Source organism: Planctomycetaceae bacterium (assembly GCA_041398785.1).
GTDB lineage: Bacteria > Planctomycetota > Planctomycetia > Planctomycetales > Planctomycetaceae > JAWKUA01.
In genome coordinates this window covers 46,861-68,358 of record JAWKUA010000024.1, presented here as the reverse complement: position 1 = coordinate 68,358, position 21,498 = coordinate 46,861, and the positions used below count along the sequence as shown (strand labels likewise).

Below are 21,498 nucleotides of genomic sequence, written 5' to 3'. Positions count from 1 at the left end.
CCACCGTCCCCTCGCCCGCAAAGCGGGAGAGGGAGATTTTTCTGCGTCCAGCAGAAAAATCGGGGTGAGGGCCGGACCGCGCGCCCCGAAGTCACCCGGCGACGTTCAACGTTGCCCTCGCCGCCGAACTGCGCCCTGACGATGACAATCCCGTCGCGCAAGTGGATGTTGAGATCCGGCAGAACCTGACAAATCCGACGGCAATGAAGCTCAACAAGCCCGCAGCGTACTTCGAGCGATGTCCTGCATCAGACCGAATCGGGACACGCGGCTGCGCTTCAATTGCCGATCGCTGTGTGCTGAGGCACGGACGTCGGCCAGTGTTCAGCGGCGATTGCGTGCCTGACTTCGCGGACTCGGTCGGCACTAATTTCGGCGTTGCGGTCGCTGTTCGAACACGCGGCGCCTCGAACGGCGATGATGTCGGGAGCGACATTCCGCAGTTCACGGATCAGCGACAGAGAAAGTCTGCCGGCAAGAGCCAGACGCAGTCCCGCGGCTCGGCACTCCGACTTCAGCGACGAAAGCTGCGCGACGGTCAGCCAGTCCAGCAGCGTCGTTTCGTCTTTGGTGAACGTGTCCACCAGCAGCACGGGATGTCGATTGGCGACAGCGTCCTGCAGCACGTCGAAGATCGAAGGAGCCGCCGCTCGCTGATGATCGGCATAGGCGACCGCGACCCAGGCGGGAATGGCCGGGACGTTCGAACTCAGCGCCGCATGATTGTCAGGCAATGTCGCCAGCAGGGACTGTCGAACGCGCCGGACGGCAATCCGCCAGTCTTCGATCCGTTCGTTCTCCGGCGCTGGCGGCGCAGTTCCGGAAAGTCCCATTTTCACGTACGACAGCCCGCGCAGGCTGTCTGTCTGCGAGGCGTCGAAGACCGGCGGATCGTCGGACGCTTCGCCGTTGGCCGTGGACCATTCACGCAGTTCTCCGAGAGCGGCGCTGACGGGGATGGTGGGATCTGACGCTCGCACGACGTCGACGATATCGCTGATCGTCGTCCCTGGTGCCCGGCCGAGCGAACCGAGGGCTGGTTCCTTGACATCGATAATGTCGGCTCCGCCCCGCAAAGCCGCAGTGGCTTCGGCGGACGAACGAACGGAGACCAGCAATCCGGGTGGCACGGAAACCCTCAATCTTGAAGGAATCCGCCGCCATCGTCAGCGACGAATCCCCAGCTTCATCAAAATCCGGGACGCGATCCGGGTGGTCACTTCGCTGCGATGTGACTCCGCCGCTCTTTCTGCCGCGGGAGTCGCCGCGTCCAGAACCATCGCGGCGCGTTCGAGACGTTCTCGAAGCCGGCTGGAAGGAACGGAATTTGACCGCATCAACCGACGCACGACAACCGCCGCGTGATGAAGTTCCGGGACGGAAAACTGACTGGAGTATTCCTCCGGGCGGTAACCGGGACAGGAAAACGTCGTTTGCTGACTGACGGATTCAAAACTGCACATCGCAGACCTCGTCCACTAAAAAGCGGGCACAAACTTGCAGAATCAGGCGTTCGAATTCGCATCCAAACCCGAAGGTCGGTCCCCCGGGGAATCGCATTGCCGCCCGATTGCGGACCCGGTTTCTGCGACTTTTTGGAAAGATGCTGGAATTATACTGGCCGCGGCGGACGCCGATATTTTTCGCGCTTCTTACTCCCGCGAGCCCGAATGTCTCATTCTGCCCCGCTCGCGGTATAACGCATGTAGGGGCGATGAAGAGATGCCCCGAAACGGTAGTCGCAGGCGATGAGGTCCGATCGCTGCAGACCGGTCGCGTTGTCAGCCAGTGATTGACGAATTGCGCTCGGCAATCTTCGAATCACGCCGAACGGACCATTCTCACGCGATGGTGAAGTCCTGTGCGATGCTCCAGAAGCTGAACTGACCGCTGCCGCTGACGGCCTGGACCCACCAGCGATAACTTCCGGACGCGAGGGGCGTCGGTGCCGTGAACGATGTCGCGGTCAGGAAGTCTTCCCGAATCACCACGCCGGCTCCGTCAAGGCTGGAGACGTGCAGGATGTAGCGGACTGCTCCGCCGAATGCTTCCCAGGTGAAGGTTGGCGTCGTGTCCGTGGTTGATCCGGACGGTCCGAACAGTACCGGTCGGCCCGCGACGGAAAATTCTTCGACCGGACTCCAGAAGCTCGCTGTTCCGTCCGCCGCTTTGGCGATCACCCACCAGCGGTAGTCTCCCGCGGCAAGCGTTGCCGGATTGGCAAACGATGTCGATGTCACGCCCTGCTGATAGAAGATCGTCGCATTGTTTTCCACATACCGCAGGTACACGCCATAGCTGGTCGCGCCGGCGACGGCGTTCCAGTTGAACGACGCGGGCTGAGTGAAGCTGCCGGAATTCGGAGTCTGCAGCACGGGCCGGGTCACGACGCGAAAGTCATGCGGTTGCGACCACGTGCTGTAGTCGTCCTGAGCGTTGAATGCTCGCACCCAGATGCGGTAGCGACCGATCCCCAGGGAAGGCAGTGTCAGTGATGTGCCGCTGACGCCGGAGTTGCTGACCTGCGGAGTCTGTCCGGTGCTCAGGTTGTTAACCCAGACTTCATACCGAGTCGCACCCGTGACCGGCGTCCACGTGAACTGTGGTGTCGGCGATTCAAAATCGACGGTTGTTGTCAGGATCGAAGGAGCCGGCCGGACCTGAAACGCGACTCCCGCTGACCACGGGCTGGTTCCGCCCGAAGACAGATTGGCCTGAACCCAGACGGTGTATCGTCCCAGCGGCAGATCGGCAGTCGGCGTGTACGAAGTTCCGCTGACGGTCACTTCGCTGAATGGGCTGGCTCCGGTGCTGAGATTGGAAATCCACACACGATACGAAGATGCACCGGAAACGCCGGTCCACGAAAACGTCGGCGTCGGGTCGGTTGTCACACCGGTCGGCGCGGTGATCTGAGGTTTCGAAGTCGATGAGTTGTCGGAGTCAAGAATCAGCCGATTGCCGACTCCGGTCCCGATCAGGAACTGAGGAATCGTCAGCAGTCCCTGCGAATCGGCAGTCACGGTGCCGCTGGCGACAACGGCGGCAGTGGAGTTATTGATGTTCCGCCACTGAAATGTGCTGCCGGGATTCACGACCAACTGCTGCAGATTGCGAGGCGTGATGTTGGCTGTCTGAGCGGACGTCTTCGATGCCAGTGTGATTTCGTAGTGCTCCGGCATGTCGACGATCGGCGAATGGAACGCGTTCCACGACGTCGCCCAGTTGACGCTCAGGTTATAGAAGCCGGTCTGGTTGGTGGCCGGCGGTACCGGGCCGGAGTCACTGGCGAGACTCAGTGCGGGATAGCTGACGTCGTTCCGGAAGACGTAGTCGCCCAGATCATGGCTGAATCCGCCGGTGAACATGTCGTGATTGATGCCGGAGAAACCCATCCATGTATGATCCCAGCCGGCACGTGTTTCGGCGGTGAATGCGATGTTGCCGGCATACAGGGCCGCGATGAACGGCACACCCTGAGTCGCCCAGTCGATGGTTGTGTCGGCGGTTCCCTGGCCGTAGGTCAGAAACGCCATGTCGATCCCGCGCAGGCGGACGACCTGTTCCTGGTGGTTCATCCAGTTGTAGACGCCGGTGCCGTCGAATTGCCAGATCGCGCTGGCGTGAGCACCATGGCTGACGACGGGAAGGTTGTTTTGCTGAGTTCCCCACAGCTTTTGAAAGTCTTCCTGAAACAGGGGACTCGCCGCGTAGTTCGTCATCGGCAGGCTGCCATAGACGCCGGAGAACACGTTGCCGTAGCGAATTCCCAGCGAAAGGGCTCCCGAAGCGCCCATCGAATTTCCCTGAGCGTGGATGCGCGATGTATCGACGCTGAAGTTGGCAATGACTTCGTCGATCGTTCTCAGCAGTCGCTGCTCGGTGAAGTTTTCGATCACGCCGTTCGCGGGAATCGGCCCCTGAGTCTGATAATTGTGATCCGCGGCAAAGCCGTACCACCAGGTGTGAGTCGTGCCGGCATCGCCGCCGGGATCGTCCGGAAACACCTGAATCGCCTGCCAGCCGAACTGAGCCTCCGGCGGCGCTTCATACCGGCCGCCGTACGCGTGCAGCGTCAGTTTCAGCGGATAGGCCGTGTTGCCGTTGTAGCCCTGCGGAAGCGCAACGGCATAGTTGTAGGCATATCCCTGGAATGTCGGATTCCAGTGAGCGTAGTCCATGAACTGCGTATAAACTCGGCCGGATCCGTTGTTCACCGACGACACCAGCACCGGAGCCGGCGCCGCAGGAGATTCGACGACGGCCGACGTTGTGGCATTCGAACCGGGGTTGATCGTCAGGATCTCAACGCCGTTCGTGATCTGAGTCACCGCGTAATACCACGAACCTCCGTTACCCGCCGCCGTTGTGTGAACGAACAGGCCCTGATCGCCGGAAAGCGGAGTTCCCAGATCGTTGATGACAAACGTGGCGGGCGAATTCGGACCGGACAGTTTGTTCACGGACGTGGCGTCGTCCAGCGGTCCCCACTTCGAAGTCAGCTTCTGTGCCTGAGACAGATTCGCGGTCGTGATCGGGCTGGAATATCGGTAGACGTTGTAGTGTTCGCCGCCGACGTTGATCGCTTCGTTCCAGGTGATGAACGTCTGGCCGGACCGGTGAAACGCGTGGATTCCGGTCGCGTCCAGCATTTGTCTGGGCTCCAGAATTTCCACCCAGCCCGCATGGCAAGTTGCGCCGCGTCGTCGTTGGCGTCTGCCGCCGAACGTGCGCGAACAGCGGGCGGCGAATTGTCGCAGGGAATTTAGCAGCATGATCTTCCTTGTTGTCAGAACGGCGATATCTGACTCGGCGAATTGCGATCGCCGAACTCCCAGGCACCTGACGGACAGCCGGGGACGGCGCGTCGGTGCGCCGGAGTTTCGCCGGATCTCCTCAGATTGCCGTGCGGCACGACGTCGCCGGACCATCGTAAGGAAGGTCCGCGAACGTCTCCTCGGGTGAGTTCCGCCGAATGCAGGCGGACACGTCATTCATATCGACTCACCACGCAAATCCGCTCGAAGCGGTTTATACCGGCCGCGGCGAATGCTGATACTTTTCGCACCTTTTCATGCCGCGAGCCAGAATAGCTCAATTTGCCCCGCTCGGGGTATAACCGGACGCAGCGCGGCGCGCGAATGACGGAGGATGGCCGGAAACAGAAGCGGACTCACTCGGCAGAATCTGCCGATCAAGTCACAGGTCCGGTGCGGAATCCGGATCAGCCTGGCAGTTGCGTCAGCAGGAAGCGGGCCATCCGCTGAGGGCTCACGACACCCACCGGTTCACCCGTCGGGGAGACAACCGGGACGTGACGAAAACCGCTGACGGCCATCACCGCCAGTGCTTTCGCGGCGGAATCGTCGACGTGGACAAACACCGGATTCGTGCTCATCACGTCACGCACCGGTCCGTCGATGACGTCGTCGTATTCCAGCGCCACCTTGTCCAGAACGTCACGATCGCCGAAGACGCCAACCAGCTTTCCATCTTCCTGGACAAGCACGCACGCGATCTGCCGCCCGACCATCACCTTCATCGTTTCTCGCACGGAGGTGTCGGCAAAGACGCAGGTATGCGGCTGAGTCTGCAGGGACTCGACGGGTTGTTCGTGCAGCGCTTTCTCGATCGGATCGCTGAACACGGGAGGATCGTAGTTCTCCAGCGGGTCTTCAAAGCGACCGCTGTTTGCGTCTGGCGAAGTTGACATATCAGGCCCCTTCCTTTTTCACGGATACTTCCCGACCGGTGGGATCATGCGTCAGAACTTCGTGAGGAAAGTATTCCGCGACGAACTCCATCAGAGACTTCTGCCCCGTGATTCCCAGCACGTGATGGTTCTCGTCCAGCACGGCGATGAACCGGATGTTGTGCTCCTCCATCGCCTCAAGCACCATGCGGACTGAGTCTGTCGGCAGGACCCAGGGAAGTCGCGCGACGATCTGATCCTCAAGCGGTTCGTCCAGATACGACGCACCATCGCTGAGACCGTGACGCAGGATTCCTTCGGTAAAGATGCCGACGGCCTTTTCGTTTTCGTCAACGGCGATAACACATCCCAGCCCGGCGGCTCGCATGGCCACGACAGCCTCACGCACGGTTGCCGTCCTGCTGATCGTCACCGGCGGCCGCAGATTCATCTGACTGACCGTTGATGCGTCGAGATCTTCCATTAGCCCCATGATTTGAACTCCCGCAGTTCCTGGCTTCATCCGGACATTTCTTCATCCAGACCTGTGTCGAATTTGCACAAAGCGTGCCAGCCGCCGCACGGACCTGGCCTCCCTTGCAGAATCACCGCCGCCTGCTTTCGTCGACGCGAATTTCACCTGGCCGGACGCCGCAACTTCACGCGGAACCGATCGTACTGTCTCCACCGAACGACTGAAGCAACGCCGGCCGCAATTCGTCGAAGAATCGTCGACACCACTCCGGCAATCCGACACGCGTCTCCCGCAGCGCCGCGCGAGTGTGCACGGGGTGTGCAATATCGCTCCCGTCGACGACAAAGCGTGCAAAAACGCACGCCGCAATTTCGTCGCGGTCCCTTTGGAGTGCGGTGACTGGTCACCGCTTTGGTTTTCCCTCGGCCGACGATTTCAAGTGAACCGAATGACGGTTCGGAATTCGACGATTCTCCGCAATCCAAAGCGATGCCGGGGCATCGCACTCCAAAGTGCCGAGCCCTCGACACTTTTGGAGTGCGGTGACTGGTCACCGCTTTGGTTTCCCTCGGCGAGCGACGATTTCAAATGAACCGAACGACGGTTCCGAATTCGACGATTCCCCGCAATCCAAAGCGATGCCGGGGCATCGCACTCCAAAGTGAAAACCAAAACGATGCCGGATCATCACACTCCAAAGCGTCGGTCGCAGGCTGCGGCAGCTACGGGGTCGAGAATCAGGGGCGAGCGTTCAGCGGCTGGCGTCGTGTCGGTCGATCTGCGACAAACTGCCGCACGTACGGTTTGTCCTCGCCTTTCCAAACATTCTCTGACTGTTATGCCTCAGCCATCCCCACCGCCCGCTGTGTTGATTACCGGTGGAGCCGGATTTCTGGGTTCGCATGTCGTGCGCGGCATGCTGAACGACGAACGCTATGCAGGTCTGAAGCTGCTGGTTCTGGACGATCTGTCCGGCGGCTTTCTGCAGAACATTCCGGATTCGCCGTGCATTGAGTTCGTTCAGGGCAGCATTCTGGACGACGCAGCGGTCGACCGCATCTTTCGCGAACACACGATTCGGTTTGTCTTTCACCTGGCAGCTTACGCCGCGGAAGGGCTGAGTCACTTTATTCGGCGGTTCAATTATTCCAACAACCTGATCGGCAGCGTAAATCTGATTAACGCGTCGGTCCGGCATCAGGTTGAACGGTTCGTGTTCACAAGTTCGATCGCGGTCTACGGCAGTGCTCAGGTGCCGATGACGGAAGCCACGGTGCCGGAACCGGAAGATCCATATGGCATCTCCAAGCTGGCTGTGGAAATGGACCTGAAGGCGGCGGAACGCATGTTCGGCCTTCCGTTCACTATCTTCCGGCCTCACAACGTGTATGGCGAGTTTCAGAACATCGGCGACCGTTACCGTAACGTCGTCGGCATCTTCATGAATCGAATTCTGCAGAACCTGTCGCTGCCCGTTTTCGGCGACGGCAGCCAGCAGCGCGCGTTCAGTTATGTCGGCGACCTGATTCCCGCCATCATCGGCTCACCGTTTGTTGCGGCGAGCCGGAATGCAGTGTTCAACGTCGGAGCCAGTACTCCGGTCAGCGTGAAGGATCTGGCCGAGATCGTGTCGCGGGAATTTGGCGTGACGCCGAATCTGGAATTCCTGCCGCCGCGAAACGAGGTTCAGATTGCCTGGTCCGACCATTCTCGCTGCGACGAAGTCTTTGGCGCGGTTCCGGAAACGTCGCTGGCCGACGGTATCCGTCGGATGGCAACGTGGGTGCGCAGCGTGGGGGCTCGCCGGAGCCAGTCGTTCGACAACATCGAAATCACCGATGGCCTGCCTCCAAGCTGGCAGCCCGCCGAGCTTCCGGAAAAGCATCGGCCGCAAGCGACTTCACCGTCCGGCGAAGTGGCCGCGGAATGAACATGGTTCAGCCGTTCGTTCTCGGTGACGGTCAGGGGCGCACGTCCTTCGGCGTTGCCGGAGCGATGATCGCGATCGGTCAAACATTGCCGCGTGGAGAATCGTCGTGCTCCAGCAACTGTCGCAGCGCTGATTCGAAACGAGGGAAGTTGGCTTCGACGGAGTACTGTTCCGTCACCGTGTCGCGTGCCGCTTTGCCGAGTCGGCGGCGCTGGTCTTCGCTTTCCAGCAATTGCTTAAGGCAGTCGTACCATTCCGCGTCGTTCCGGGCCAGACATCCGTCGACGCCGTGAGACACGATCGATGCATTCACTCCGACCGGTGACGCGACCGCGGGCATGCCGACGGCCATGTACTGAATCAGCTTCAGCCCGCACTTGTATTTGTCCCATTCGTCCGTCGAAAACAGCGGCATGATTCCGATGTCGATTTCGCGAAGCTGATCGACTTCGCGATGCTTGTCCCAGGTCACGGAATGCACATTCACGCCCTGCAGGTCGATGTTCGCCAGCGGGCCGGTGTCCGGCACAATGACGCGAAATTCGAACGGATGAATTTCCGCCAGCCGTCGCAGCGCGGCGGCGGCAACGGCGAAGTATTTCAGGTTTCCGGTCGTGCCGATCCAGCCGATTCGCACGGGACGATCCGTCGCCGCGGACCAGTCCTTTTCCGGATACGAGGCCATCTCCACGCACGTCGGGATCAGGATCGTGCGAGCATTTCGGGGCCGAATCCAGTCTTCGATTTCCGAGTTGCCGCAGATCACCAGATCCGCGATCGGCACCAGTCGTTCGAATTTTTCCGGATAGCGCAGGAAGACACCGTCGTCCAGATCCAGCACCAGTCGGCGTGTGCTCTTTCGAAACCATTCTTCGATGAAGGAAGTCGGATGATCGAACACTTCACGTTCCACGATCACGATTTCGTCGCGCAGCAGGCGAGACTGCAGGTAGTGCAGAATTCTGACGCCGCGCTTCAGCAGTTGGCTGGGACGGAAACCCATCCACGGAAAGTAGTCGTACTTTTGAGGAAAGCTGTTGGCGATCCGGCATCGATGACCGGCCAGACGCAGGTGCCGCGCGAACGGATACATGCGAAATCGCGTCGCGGGAGCCCGGTCGCCCGAACACAGCATCAGAATTTTCATGGCGTAGCGATTCATGGGGCACGGCTGTCGGTGCCGAGTTGTGGTGCGGTTCGGCGGCGAAATACAAATTCGTTGCAGCCGCTGCCGGCCGTCGTTTCCAGATTGATGAGTTCGAAACCGCGGTCGTCGAAGAAGCGGAAGACTTCGCCCGGCCCGGCCACTTCAAACGGCCAGCCTCCCACCCAGTCGACAAAGTCGTACCACCAGTGCATTCCCCGGCCGCGGTCTTCGTTCCACCAGCGACGGAATGGGACGAATGGATTGCGCAGCGTGATGAGCCGGACCAGCATCGCCGCCGCAGTTGTTGTCGCGCGGCACAGCAGATTCCAGCCAAGAATCGTGATCAGATACGGCAGCCGCAGGAAACCGGGAAGTCGGTTGTAAAGTTTCTTGATGGCCATCCACAGCCGCGACGAAAACCCCTGATCGTTGTAGATCGCAACGACCGCAATTCCTCCGTCGTCGACCAGCGTCAACAGCCGCTCAATCGCTTCCCACATGCGTCCGGTGTGATGAACGACTCCCCACGAATAGACCACGTCGAACATTCCCAGCGTCGCGAGAAGATCCGCGTCCAGAATGGAACCGCTCAGGACTTGCCAGTCGTCATTGGAAGACTGTTCGCGATCCTTCAGGTAACGCGTGCAGGCGACGCTGTCCGGATCGATATCAAATGAAGTCACCGTCGCCCCCAGCCTACGGGCCGCAAGGCTGAACAATCCGCTGCCGCTTCCGGCATCCAGAAACCTCTGACGCTGAAGGTCGTGCCTCCTCAGCAGCCGAATGATCGATTCGCGCGCATGGTCTGTTCGGGCATCCGTCAGCCGACTCTGGAACTTCTTCCAGTTGTGGCCGAAATGGAATCTGAGTTCAGGCTGCGTCATGCGTTCACAATTCTGTAGCGAGTCGAAAACCCGGCGCTGGCTGTGGCGAATCGGGCGTGTCCGCTGACGGCGCCGGCTTGCGGACCGATGCGTTGTCGGTCGCGTGATCGGAGTTCTCTTCACCTTTGATCGCCGAAATTGTCAGCCGGCCGCTTTGGTGAAGGAATGCCAGCAGATGAGCCGCCGGAGCCAGCAGCAACTGCAGCCACAACTTCGGAGCGTTCGGATAGTTCCAAAACCAGTAACCGATTCGGCTGCCGGGCCGTCGCCGCCGCATGCTCACGCCCAGACTGCCGATGACGTTCAGCAGCGTTCGCTGATGCTGAATGTTGACGTGTTCGAAACCGCATTCCGTCAGCAGCCGGCGTATTGATTTCGGGGTGATGTGATGCAGATGCCGCGGCAAGTCCCACGTATCCCAGTCGGCACCGAAAAACGCCGGTTCCCAGCAGCCGGCGTTGGGAACACTCAGCAGCAATCGCCCGCCGGGCTGCAGCCGATCGAACATCTGCCGCAGTGTTGTTCGAGGATCCGGGACGTGTTCCAGCACCATCCACGCCGCCACAAGATCGAAGTGCCCGGCGTTCAAATCGAACGAATCCAGGCTGCCGTGATGAACGTTCAAACCGGCCGCGCGAGCAACGTCGACCGGTCCCGCTCCCGGTTCGACTCCCTGCACATCCCAGCCGGCGTCGCGCAGTTTCAGCAGATACGATCCTGTGGCACAGCCGACTTCCAGAGCCCTCGGTGCTGCGCCGACGGGTCGGCCGGACGGCACTGCGGCCACCGGCTGGCTGAGATCGTTCAGCAGCCATTCATAGAACGCCTTCAGCCCTGGAACATATTTCAGCGGCAGATACTTCAGGTACCACGGCCGAGCGGTGACGATTCCTGGAGGGTGCCGCAGTTCGCCGGATGCACGTGATTGTTCCGCATGTTGATGCCGGCGCCTGATGAGGTGCATAGTTGGTCGGATAGCACTTCGCCAGGTCGCTCAGCGCGCGGGCCGGGGATTCATGAATCGATGTTCGCAGCGACGGCAGCGTTCGACATGAAACTCACCGGCGATGCCCCAGCGAGGATCCCGCACGGATCACGGCGTCCATGTCGGTTCCGCCACACAACGGACAGGCAATCCGTTCGAGCACCAGCGGACACAAAGATTCAGACTCCGACACATTCATTCCAATGCAGTAATACCAAAACCACTCCCATGCCTCTCATCTCCGGCCTCTCATCTCCGGCCTCTCGTCTCTCAACTCTCAACTCTCAACTCTCAACTCTCAACTCTCGTCACCCACCCGTTCCCGCATTCTCCATCGTTCCCACCCCGTGCCAGTCGCGGCGAGTCACATGCCAGATGCTGAGCCACAGCGGAACCTGCACAATGCTGACGCCAGCCAGATAGCCGAGAACGACTCCCGACATGCCATAGTTGGTTCCCAGCCAGAAAACCAGCGACGCGATTGCGATGTTGGAAACAATCGACGCCGCAAGAAACGGATCTCGCTTGTGGGCTCGAACATAGATGTTTGTGCATTGAGCCAGGTGCATCACCACCATCGCGAGCGAAAGGATCGCGGCAACTTTTACATCGGGCAATCGTGCGGCGATGCGGTCGAAGAACCAGTTCGACCAGTTTCCAACGACCCAGACTCCCGTCGAAAACGCGGCTCCACCGGCAGCCATCAGCAGAATGGAAATTCGACTTAATCGAAAGAAGCTGTCGTCGAGTTCGGCGAATCTGCGTTCGGCGATCAACGTTCCGAACAGCGGGCGCCGAGTTTCCACCCACGACAGCGAAGCCGCCTGCATGGCCGCGAGTATCGTCCACATCATGCCGTACTGAGCCGCTTCGGTTTCGCTGCGCCGAAACAGCACCAGTCCTGCCAGATGCGCCGCCAGCCACAGTAAGGCTCCCTGAATCGCGATCCGCCACTGCAACGGAAGCACTTCGCTCTTCCAGCTCAGCAACCCGGCTTCCGGAGCCCGGCGAAAGACTTCGAAGAAGCCGCGGTAACGCACAGCCACCAGATACAGTTCCCCCAGCAATCGCACTGCCGCCGAACCCGCCAAAGCCCACAGGCCGCAACCCGCAACAATCAGAATCCACACGACACACGATCCGGCAATTCCCTGCCAGAACCGGAGGCGATTCACTGTCGGCAACTGTCCGCATCCTTCCAGAATGGCCGTCAGAGGCAACAGCGCCAATTGCAGGCCCGTAAACACGACCAGCCCCAGCCACGGAGCGATCCAGTGAACGGCAGGCGCCGAGTCACCAGCCAATGTCGCGATCGGTGTTGCGGTTTCGCTGACTGGCTGAGCCTGAGTCTGTTCCAGATCCTGCACGCCGGTTCGCTGCGTCGCGGTGTCTTCGAAGAACCACACGCCGGCGACCGACACCGCGACGACGAAGACCAGCGCCGCGACCGAATACCACACCACCGCCGTTCGTCCCAGCGATACCAGCCGCGAGCGTTTTTCGACGTCACCGGCGATCTGTCCGGCTTCGAGTCGCAGGCCGGACCATTCGTGGCTGGCGACATTGATCAGCACCACGTGCAGGCCGAGTTCCACGAAAACCTGCATCGCCAGCAGATTCAGGAACGCGTAGTAGTAGCCCTGCTGGTTCACGCTGAAGCAGAACACGATCAGCAACTGAGTCACCGGACCGGTCAGCAGTTGCCACATCCGCGCCAGCACCGCGAACGCGACCGCTCGATCGACTCCCAGCCGCCGAGCCCATCGGATGACGCTGCTGTCCGTCGAACGGGCATTTGGCGAGTCGTTTGGAGTCATGCAGGAAGCGGCGGTCAATGTCGTGGTGAATCGCGGAACGCTGGAACATGCTACGCCGGAATCTCCGCCATTGACGGCATCGCTGCCCGTTTTTCTGCGATCCAACGACCAGAAAACGGGAAGTCCGGTGAATGGCAGAACACCATCCCCGTCATTCCCGCGCAGCCTGCACCCGCGCAGGCGGGAGGCGGGAACCCAGCCGCATCGCGCGCATCGCTGTTCCCGCGCACGACAACGTCATTTACACCTGCAGCTCCACCGGAAACGCGGGCGTCGCTCCTCGCTGAGTGCAGACAAACGCGGCGACTTTAACGGCGTGCTGCAGAATGTCATCGGCCGACCTTCCGGCCAGCAGCCCGAGCGTCGTTGCCGCGGTAAACGCGTCGCCGGCACCGACGGTGTCTACTACCGACACGGTGACTCCCGGCAGTTCGCGCAGTTCGCCATCGACCAGCAGCATGGCTCCTGCGGCTCCGGCAGTCACTGCGACGGCCCTCAGTCCGAACGTTTCCGAAAGCGTTCTGACGATCTGTGCGTCCGTCCCCGACACGCCGCACAACCGCGCGACAACGGGCAGTTCTTCGTCGTTCAGCTTCAGCACATTCGCCAGAGCCAGCGATTCAAGAATGACATCGCCGGTAAAAAACGGAGGCCGAAGGTTGATGTCCAGAATCCGCAGCGACGCGTTCGGCACCGACTTCACGAACTGCTGAATCGTCAGACGAGAAGCGTCGCTGCGCTGACCGAGCGTTCCAAAGCACACGGCGTCGGTGGCCGCGGCCAGGTCATTCAACACGGCTGACCACGTCAGACAGTCCCAGGCCGTGTTATCGGCGAATCGGTAGTCGGCGTGGCCGGCGTCATCCAGTTCCACGTGAACGGTTCCGGTAGGACGATCACTTTCGGCCAGATACGTCGTTTCAACGCTGCGGTCCTGAAGTTCGCGGCGAGCCTGACGGCCCAGTTCGTCGCGACCGACGCCGCTGACCATGGACACCTTCGCGGCAGGTGACAACCCGGCGCTCGCGCAGGCGAAGTTTGCGGGAGCACCGCCGAATCGCGGACCGGTGGGGAACACGTCCCACAGCACTTCTCCCAGGCCGACAATCACCGGCGGGTGGGTGGGTGATTTCGCAGTGCTCACAATTTCGCTCCGCGCCGCATCGCAGTTCTCACAATTCCAATCCGCGCCGCTTCACGGTGTCCAGCAGAACGGCTGTCAGCAGTACGGCTCCCAGCACGATCTTCTGGTTGAACGGATCAACATTGGTCAGGTTCATTCCGTTCTTGATGACGGCGATAATGAAGGCTCCGATCAATGTGCCGAAGATTTTCCCTTCGCCGCCCATCAGCGACGTGCCGCCGACGACAACGGCCGCGATGACTTCCAGTTCGTACATTTCGCCGAACTTCGGGTCCCCGGCACCCAATTGCGACGACAGCACAATTCCGCCCAGCCCCGCCAGCAGCGCGCTAAGCGTGTACACGGTCAGCAGCACTCGCTTCACGGGAACTCCGGACAGTCGAGCGGCCTCTTCGTTGCCGCCGATCGCGTACACGTAACGACCGAAAACCGTGTGAGACATCACGACATGAGCGATCAGATACAGCGCCAGCATCAGCAGAATCGGGTTCGGCACGCCACACGTCTGTCCGCCTCCCAGCCACAGAAATGACGGCGGCACTTCCGGGATCGACTTGCCGTCGGAGATGCGTTTCGCGAGTCCGTTCGCCGCCATCATCATGCTGAGCGTTACGATGAAGGCCGGTACGCGGAAGACGGTGATGATGCCTCCGACGAACGCCCCAAGGATGCCGCAGACCTGCAGGGCAAACAGATAACCCAGCACGACAAACTCCGGCCCCGCGGATTTTCCGCCGCCGAGGTTGCGGACCACGATGGCTGCCGCGACCGATGACAACGCGACCAGCGATCCGACGCTCAGGTCGATCCCCGCCGTGATGATGACCATCGTCATGCCGATTGCGATGATCGCGATGATCGCGGTCTGATGCGCGACTCCCAGCAGATTGGTCAGCTTCAGAAAGTCGGGCCATCGATAGGCGTCCGGAATGACGCACTTTTCTCTGCCGACCTGTTCGAACTGGTCGTAGACGGTCCACTTGGCCGCCGCGTCGTTGGCCGCGATCGCATCGATGTTGCCTCCGTCGGCCAGAGCGTTTTGAATGGCGGCCCTGACGTCTCCCGGACTGCCGTTCACATTCGCCAGCACCGTCGCGCCTTCAGCGGTGAGTGTCTGTTCCACCGCCGCCGCGAAACCGCGGTCCTCGGACGTGTCGCGGGTCGCAATGATCACGCGGGCGGAACTGCCGTACCGGGCCAGAATCGTGCGGGCCAATTCCGTTCCCGCTTCCGTCCCGCCGGGATTCTGGTCATTCAGCGTCAATCCCGTGAACAGCGCGCACAGCAACAGCAGGACAAACACCATGCCGTAGTCGCGGACAAACCGCTGAAACCAGTCACCGGGAGAATCACTGACGCTCATCCCCGAAGCTTATTGAACGTCCGGCGCCACCGCGAGCCATGCACGAGGCCCGCGGCAGACGAGAATACACCCTCCCGTCAAAACGAGAGGGTGAAGCAATTGCCGTTCTGCAATGGTCCATTCGCATCTGCCGATGGTCTGAACTCGTCCCTGCCGCCTGAACGCGGCTTCGTTCTGACGGGCGGCGTTCACGCGTCGTCGTCGCTTCTTTCCCCGCGCGGCGTGAACACCGGTCGGGAGAAGATCATTCGGCCGGCACTGCTTTGAAGCACGCTGGTGACGATGCAGTTCGTTTCCTTGCCGATCAGATTGGCAGCGCCTTCGCAGACGACCATCGTCCCGTCGTCCAGATAGCCGACGCCCTGGCCCTGAGATTCGCCTTCCTTGATGATCTTGATGCGGACTCGTTCACCGGGAATAAACCTGGGGCGAAGTGCATTCGCGACGTCGTTCAGATTGATCACAGGGATGCCCTGAACGCTGGCCACTTTGTTCAGGTTGAAGTCGTTGGTGATCACGCCGCCGCGTATCTGCTTGGCGAGTTCCACCAGCTTCTGATCAACCGTCATGGAACGGAATTCGTTGCGGTGAGTCTCGTGGACTCGCACTTCCGTATGCGGACTTTGCTGCATCTTTGCCAGCACTTCCAGACCGCGGCGGCCCCGCTGCCGGCGATTCTTGTCGTTGCTGTCGGCGATATCCTGAACTTCCGCCAGGACGAAATCCGGCACGATGAGCTGAGATTCCATGATCTGCGTCTCGACAACATCGGCGATGCGACCGTCAATCAGAGAACTGCTGTCGACGACCAGCGGCCGACCACCCTTCAAATCTCGCGCGAATTCCACGTATGGAATGATGAACCGGAAATCGTCCTTCGTCTGCAGCAGCAGCGATACGCAGATGTACGGAAACACCAGCAGCGTCATCAGCAGCGCCAGATCGTCAAACGGCGGAGCGACAACGGGCGTCAGAGCCTGGCTCATCAGATATGCCAGCAACACACCGATCAGAACACCGAAGTAGATCGCGGAAATCACTTCGATGCGCTTTCGCCGAATCAGCATGTCCCCCATCGTCACGGTCTGGCTGACGCCCAGCAGGACGAAGAATGCGATGAACTTGTGATTGCTGATGATCGCGGGCAGGTAGGCGGGCGAATCCAGCGCTTCATCGGGATTGATGTACGCCAGAATCGCACCGATGCAGATCACCAGGTAGACGACCCGCAATATGATCAAAGACATCAGGGAAGGTCCGGGAGTGGGAAATGACGTTATGTCTGAGGATCTGCGACTTTCCCTGGCATTCTTGCAAAAACGACCGCTGACACAACCGGTTTCGGCCGTGAGAATCCGGATTCCTTCGGGGCGACTTCGTGTCCGGATTACGGGAATGCCACGAAATCGCAGCGCTGTCCTGCACGGCGGTCGGGACTCGGTTCTCAGGAAGATTCGCCGAAAGACAACGGTTCCTGGAATCGTTTCGGTTGTCGACGCCGTGCGGGCGAAGATGCCTTGCCAACCGTTGCTCGGCGTCGAAATACCGCCCGGCCGGGATCGGTGCCGCAGCGTTGCAGGCCGCAAAGTAATGGCGTGGAACCTGGGACGCGTGCAGGAATCTGACGGCCGCGTTTTCCGGCCGCGCATGAAAGAAGCGGTGACGATTGGCTGATTTCTCAGCGTCGTCACCGCTTCTGACGTTTTCCACCAACAGATCCACCCATGCTGATCACCGGTGGAACCGCGGTGCGGGAGTCAATCCCGTTGGCGTGTTCCCCCGTGAGGATATCTCACGTTCCTCTTCCAGCGATTGGGCGGAAGGATGGGTTTTTAACCGTGAAGGTCAGACCTGTGCGGCCGCTCCTTCAGAACTTTTCAGTCCGCACTAGAAACACTCTGCGAGCCGGAACGGGCGGACTCACGACTTTCCACCCGACTCACCGACAGGCCCGAACTTCACGAAGGCTAATCACCTAACCTTACGCCGCTTCCCGCTTAGTTGCAGCCGCCACAGACGGGAGCACAGCAGGATGGCTCACAGGCCGGTGCACAGCAGGTCGGTTCGCAGGCAGCCGGAGCACAGCAGCTGGCGGCAACGCCGCATCCGCCGCAGGAGCTTCCGCAACCACCACAGCTACCGCAGCCACCGTGGAACAGCTTCGGCATTTTGCACTTCTTGAACTTGGGCAGGCGAATCTTGGGGCAACGCAGCTTGGGCATACGGAACTTGTGTCCGCATCCGGAGCTGCATCCACAGCCTGAACCGCAACCGTCATTGCAACCACCGCAGGCAGCCGGAGCACAGCAGCTTGGAGCCGGTGCACAGCAGGTTGGCTCGCAGCATGGTGCAGGAGCCGGAGCACAGCAGGCCGGAGCTGCAGGAGCGCAGCAGGTCGGCTCGCAGCAGGCAGCCGGTGCACAGCAGCTTGGATCGTACGACGGTGCACAGCAAGACGGTTCCGGAGCACAGCCACAACCACTGTTGCAGCCGCCACCAAACATGCCGAACAAGCCGGCGTTTGCGCTGCCTGCGATCGAAAAGACCACGAGAGCAGCCGAGAGGGTAATCCCTTTCATTGTTTCACTTCTCCTGAATTTCTGAACTGAGGGAACGGAAGGAACTCTGAGCGACACACGTTGCCGAACACATTCCAATATCCGAAGTTGGGTAACACCGCCTGTTTTTTCGGACTGGAAAAGTTCAGCAATGTAAGCAAAAGGCAGAGACTGCCGGTTTAGAGTTAAACACGTTGCGAAGGTAACGATCGTTCCGAATCTATCGGGCGCCCTTGACGATCGCCGGACCTCGCCTCACCAATGACCCGCGACGATCGCTGGTCTTTCCGAGTTACCGGCAATCACTGCCGGTCTCCCGCTGGCTCCCTTTACATCGGCAGGGTATGCTGGTCTTCGGAACACCAGGTTCGTAAATTTCAGGTCCGCAAGAACCACTCAATTTACAAACAACCCAAGTTAGCCAGTTTCACATTGCCTGGAGTTCGTTCCGCACGGAGGCGGTCGTGACTCACCGTCCTGAGATTGCCGATTCGCGAGGTCGCTTCCGATCAGGCGAGCTGTGCGGTCCGAAACCACGGCTTCGGGGTTTCACACCGGTTATCAGGACCACCACTGATCGTCGCGCCGTGTTGTCGCTCTTCAATCCCCGAAGTGCGTAACGTGTCGCTCGCCCGAATCACCGCAACCGATCCACCTCCGGCCGAATCGCATGAACGACAGGACTTCCGCTCAAGACGGTCGCGACGAATGCAGCGAAGATGTGCCCTTTGAAGTGCGGTTCACTCACCGACTGCGATTCACGCACGACGTCTTCGGGGCCGAACAGCAGGTGCTGCTCGATCTGCTGGAATCGTCAGAGAACCGCGTTCCTCGAGTTCAGTTCTGGATCGATGAACAGGTGGCCATCGCAAACCCGGAACTCCGGCACCTGATCGGAACCTTTTGTCGACGCCACTCGGATCGTCTGACCGTCACGGGAAACGTCCAGGTCGTGGCCGGCGGCGAAGACGTCAAAAACGATGTCCACATCGTCGAACGGATGCTGAAGTGCTTTCACCATGCCGACCTGGACCGTCGCAGCTACGTCGTGGTCATCGGCGGTGGAGCCGTGCTGGACGCCGTCGGATTCGCCGCTGCAATTGCTCACCGCGGAATCCGGCTGATTCGCATTCCCACCACAACCCTGGCTCAGGCCGATTCCGGAATCGGCGTTAAGAACAGCATCAACCTTTTCGGCAGGAAAAACTGGATCGGGACGTTCGCCGTTCCGTGGGGCGTCATCAACGACCGGCAGTTGATCGAAACGCTCAGCGACCGCGACTTCCTGTGCGGGTTTTCCGAAGCCGTCAAGGTTTCACTTCTGAAGGATGCGGCATTCTTTGACCGCATCTGCCGCGACGCCGAAGCGATTCGTCATCGGCAGGACGAATGCTGGCCGGTGATTGCCGAATCCGCTCGCTGGCACCTGCGCCACATCACCGAAAACGGCGATCCCTTCGAAATGCTGGAAGCACGGCCGCTGGATTACGGCCACTGGTCGGCTCACAAACTGGAGACCATGACCAACTTCAGTCTGCGTCACGGGGAAGCCGTCGCGATCGGAGTCGCCGTGGACACGATCTACAGCAGCCTGGTCCACGGCCTGCCCGCCGTCGACGCCGATCGCGTCGTCGATTGTCTGGAGCACCTTGGCCTGCTGGTCGACCACCCCGCTCTGGAAGACACCGAAGAACTGTTCCACGGCCTGGAAGAATTCCGTCAGCATCTGGGAGGCCGCCTGACCATCACCATGCTCGCCGGCATCGGCAACCCCATCAACGTTCACGAAATCGACCGCGACCGGATGCGGCAGGCGATTGACATGGTCATTGAACGTGTGCACACAAGTGAAGCTGCTGACTGAGTCGCGATGCGCTGGGTTCGCGTTAAAATTCACGACATGTCGCAATTGACGTATCCCGATGTCTGGATCTGCAGTCGCCGGCAGATACGCTGACACCCATTGTGCGGTCCGTCGGTGGGCCTTTCATTGGGCGCGATGACGGACAATGGCCTCTATGTGCTCGGTCTATCGATGGACTACGCACTGCCCGCTGGAACAAGCGATACGCCATCATTCCGGCCGGAATCCACAGCTCTGGCCGTGGCTGTCGCCCGAGAAACCACCAGCAGTTGATCAATCCCGTCGCCATGTGGCTTCTGCTGGCATCGATCCCGGTTGCCGTGGGATGCCTGTCTGATTGCCACATTCATCCAATGGTTCCATCAGAATTCCTGCATCTCAAACTTTCCAGCAGTTACCCGATGCGTGGTGGTTTCGACGTCGCTGTACGATCTTTCGCCATTCTTGAGTTTCTGAATCCGCTCTACGTCGAAGCTCTGATATCAGCAAACGACCCGCGAAACGTGTCTTGCAATGAACGCTCGTTTGAAGGCAAAGAAATCGTTTTCAAAACGTCACCATGCTCGCCCGAACATGATTAGTGAGAGTCGCGTCAACTTGTGGCGAATTTGCCAGCCGCTCGCGGCCGAAATCCGAGAATGCACTTCCTGGAAGTCCTGTTCAAAACTCTACCGCACCGTGAGATGGCGGATCGCAGAAGCGTTGCAGCATGAACGCGATCTTGGAATTGCAGCAGCCGAGAGCACTCAGGCTACTAATACCCGTCAACCACATACCCGGGGGCAGCGGCAATCGGTTCCAGACCCAGCCGTTGCCGGGCCGCGTCCAGCATTCTTTCGTCGCGCTGGGCGCACCGACGCGTGACACGCCCAGTTCGCGGACGGCCAGCAGAGCGTCCAGATCGCGAACTCCGCCAGCCGCCTTGACCTGAACGTGATCCGGCGAATGCATCCGCATCAACTTCAGATCCTCGTGAGTTGCTCCGCCCGTGCCGTAACCGGTCGACGTCTTGACCCAGTCAGCCTTCAGTTCACCACAAATTTCGCACAGGCGAATCTTGTGGTTGTCTTCCAGATAGCAGTTCTCAAAGATCACCTTCACCCTGCGCCCTGCCGCGTGAGCGACATCGATGACCGCGGCGATATCCGTTCGCACATAATCCCAGTTGCCGCTCAGTACCTGCGAAATGTTCACGACCATGTCCAATTCCTGACAACCATCCGCGACGGCTCGCTCCGCTTCGGCCGCTTTGACGGCTGTCGTGTGGCCACCGTGAGGAAACCCGATCGTGGTACTCGGCTGAACGGTGCTTCCCGCCAGAATCTCCGCACACCGCTTCAGGTAGTACGGCATGATGCACACGCTCGCCACGTCATAGGCCACGGCCAACTGACATCCCGCCTCAAGCTCATTCACCGTCATCGTCGGCTTCAGCAGCGAGTGATCGATCATCTTCGAAAGGTCGGTGTAACGAAAATCCATTCGTTCAGATCCTGTCTTTGTTGCTGTGAGTACGGCGAACGTTTGTCAGGCGATTCACGGGACGTCCGTCCGCCATGCGAAACCGCAGGCTTGTAGGTGCCGACGGCCCGGCGGAACCACGACGGCCGACCAGCGGCGAAAGTGGACTCACGTCGCG

The 21,498-nt window shown here is 60.1% G+C and carries 15 protein-coding genes; 2 read left to right on the top strand and 13 right to left on the bottom strand.

All coding sequences use genetic code 11. The features are described 5' to 3' along the window. Positions 1-278: 278 nt before the first annotated feature. From R3C19_22770 to R3C19_22750, 5 genes are all read right to left on the bottom strand, one after another. Positions 279-1,130, bottom strand: a complete 852-nt coding sequence (locus R3C19_22770) for a (5-formylfuran-3-yl)methyl phosphate synthase (GenBank protein ID MEZ6063179.1) — start codon at positions 1,128-1,130, stop codon at positions 279-281. A gap of 36 nt (positions 1,131-1,166) precedes the next feature. Continuing rightward, the gene (locus tag R3C19_22765) at positions 1,167-1,463 is read right to left on the bottom strand and encodes a hypothetical protein (GenBank protein ID MEZ6063178.1); all 297 of its coding nucleotides are present in this window, start codon (positions 1,461-1,463) and stop codon (positions 1,167-1,169) included. Between the two features lie 378 nt (positions 1,464-1,841). Beyond that, positions 1,842-4,652 (bottom strand): alpha/beta hydrolase-fold protein, encoded by a 2,811-nt coding sequence (locus R3C19_22760; protein MEZ6063177.1) that lies wholly within the window; start codon positions 4,650-4,652, stop codon positions 1,842-1,844. Positions 4,653-5,224: 572 nt separating this feature from the next. Continuing rightward, positions 5,225-5,713, bottom strand: a complete 489-nt coding sequence (locus R3C19_22755; protein MEZ6063176.1) for a CBS domain-containing protein — start codon at positions 5,711-5,713, stop codon at positions 5,225-5,227. Between the two features lies 1 nt (position 5,714). Next, positions 5,715-6,215, bottom strand: coding sequence for a CBS domain-containing protein (locus tag R3C19_22750; protein ID MEZ6063175.1), 501 nt, complete (start codon positions 6,213-6,215; stop codon positions 5,715-5,717). A 790-nt stretch (positions 6,216-7,005) separates the two neighbouring features. Between R3C19_22750 and R3C19_22745 the strand changes: the two genes are divergently transcribed. Then, positions 7,006-8,097, top strand: coding sequence for an NAD-dependent epimerase/dehydratase family protein (locus tag R3C19_22745; protein ID MEZ6063174.1), 1,092 nt, complete (start codon positions 7,006-7,008; stop codon positions 8,095-8,097). Positions 8,098-8,176: 79 nt separating this feature from the next. Here the strand turns inward: R3C19_22745 and R3C19_22740 are convergent, their stop codons facing one another. The 7 genes from R3C19_22740 to R3C19_22710 form a co-directional block, all read right to left on the bottom strand. After that, complete coding sequence (locus tag R3C19_22740; GenBank protein ID MEZ6063173.1) at positions 8,177-9,244, bottom strand: glycosyltransferase family 4 protein; 1,068 nt, start codon at positions 9,242-9,244, stop codon at positions 8,177-8,179. A gap of 11 nt (positions 9,245-9,255) precedes the next feature. After that, positions 9,256-10,128 carry a class I SAM-dependent methyltransferase gene (locus R3C19_22735; GenBank protein ID MEZ6063172.1) on the bottom strand — a complete coding sequence of 291 codons (873 nt, stop codon included), beginning with the start codon at positions 10,126-10,128 and terminating at the stop codon, positions 9,256-9,258. A gap of 4 nt (positions 10,129-10,132) precedes the next feature. Continuing rightward, positions 10,133-11,092, bottom strand: a complete 960-nt coding sequence (locus R3C19_22730) for a class I SAM-dependent methyltransferase (protein ID MEZ6063171.1) — start codon at positions 11,090-11,092, stop codon at positions 10,133-10,135. 329 nt (positions 11,093-11,421) lie between these two features. Further along, complete coding sequence (locus tag R3C19_22725) at positions 11,422-12,930, bottom strand: hypothetical protein (protein ID MEZ6063170.1); 1,509 nt, start codon at positions 12,928-12,930, stop codon at positions 11,422-11,424. Between the two features lie 241 nt (positions 12,931-13,171). Beyond that, positions 13,172-14,074, bottom strand: a complete 903-nt coding sequence (locus tag R3C19_22720; GenBank protein MEZ6063169.1) for a PfkB family carbohydrate kinase — start codon at positions 14,072-14,074, stop codon at positions 13,172-13,174. A 28-nt stretch (positions 14,075-14,102) separates the two neighbouring features. Further along, the gene (locus tag R3C19_22715) at positions 14,103-15,437 is read right to left on the bottom strand and encodes an ABC transporter permease (protein MEZ6063168.1); all 1,335 of its coding nucleotides are present in this window, start codon (positions 15,435-15,437) and stop codon (positions 14,103-14,105) included. 188 nt (positions 15,438-15,625) lie between these two features. After that, positions 15,626-16,684: a TRAM domain-containing protein gene (locus tag R3C19_22710; GenBank protein MEZ6063167.1), complete on the bottom strand. Its 1,059-nt coding sequence runs from the start codon at positions 16,682-16,684 to the stop codon at positions 15,626-15,628. 1,981 nt (positions 16,685-18,665) lie between these two features. On the opposite strand from R3C19_22710, the gene R3C19_22705 reads away from it, so the two are divergent. Next, a complete protein-coding gene (locus R3C19_22705) occupies positions 18,666-19,859 on the top strand; it encodes a 3-dehydroquinate synthase (protein MEZ6063166.1) in 1,194 nt (397 codons plus the stop codon). Positions 19,860-20,519: 660 nt separating this feature from the next. Here the strand turns inward: R3C19_22705 and deoC are convergent. Then, on the bottom strand, positions 20,520-21,341 hold the full coding sequence (gene deoC, locus R3C19_22700; protein MEZ6063165.1) for a deoxyribose-phosphate aldolase: 822 nt from the start codon (positions 21,339-21,341) through the stop codon (positions 20,520-20,522). Positions 21,342-21,498 lie beyond the last annotated feature (157 nt).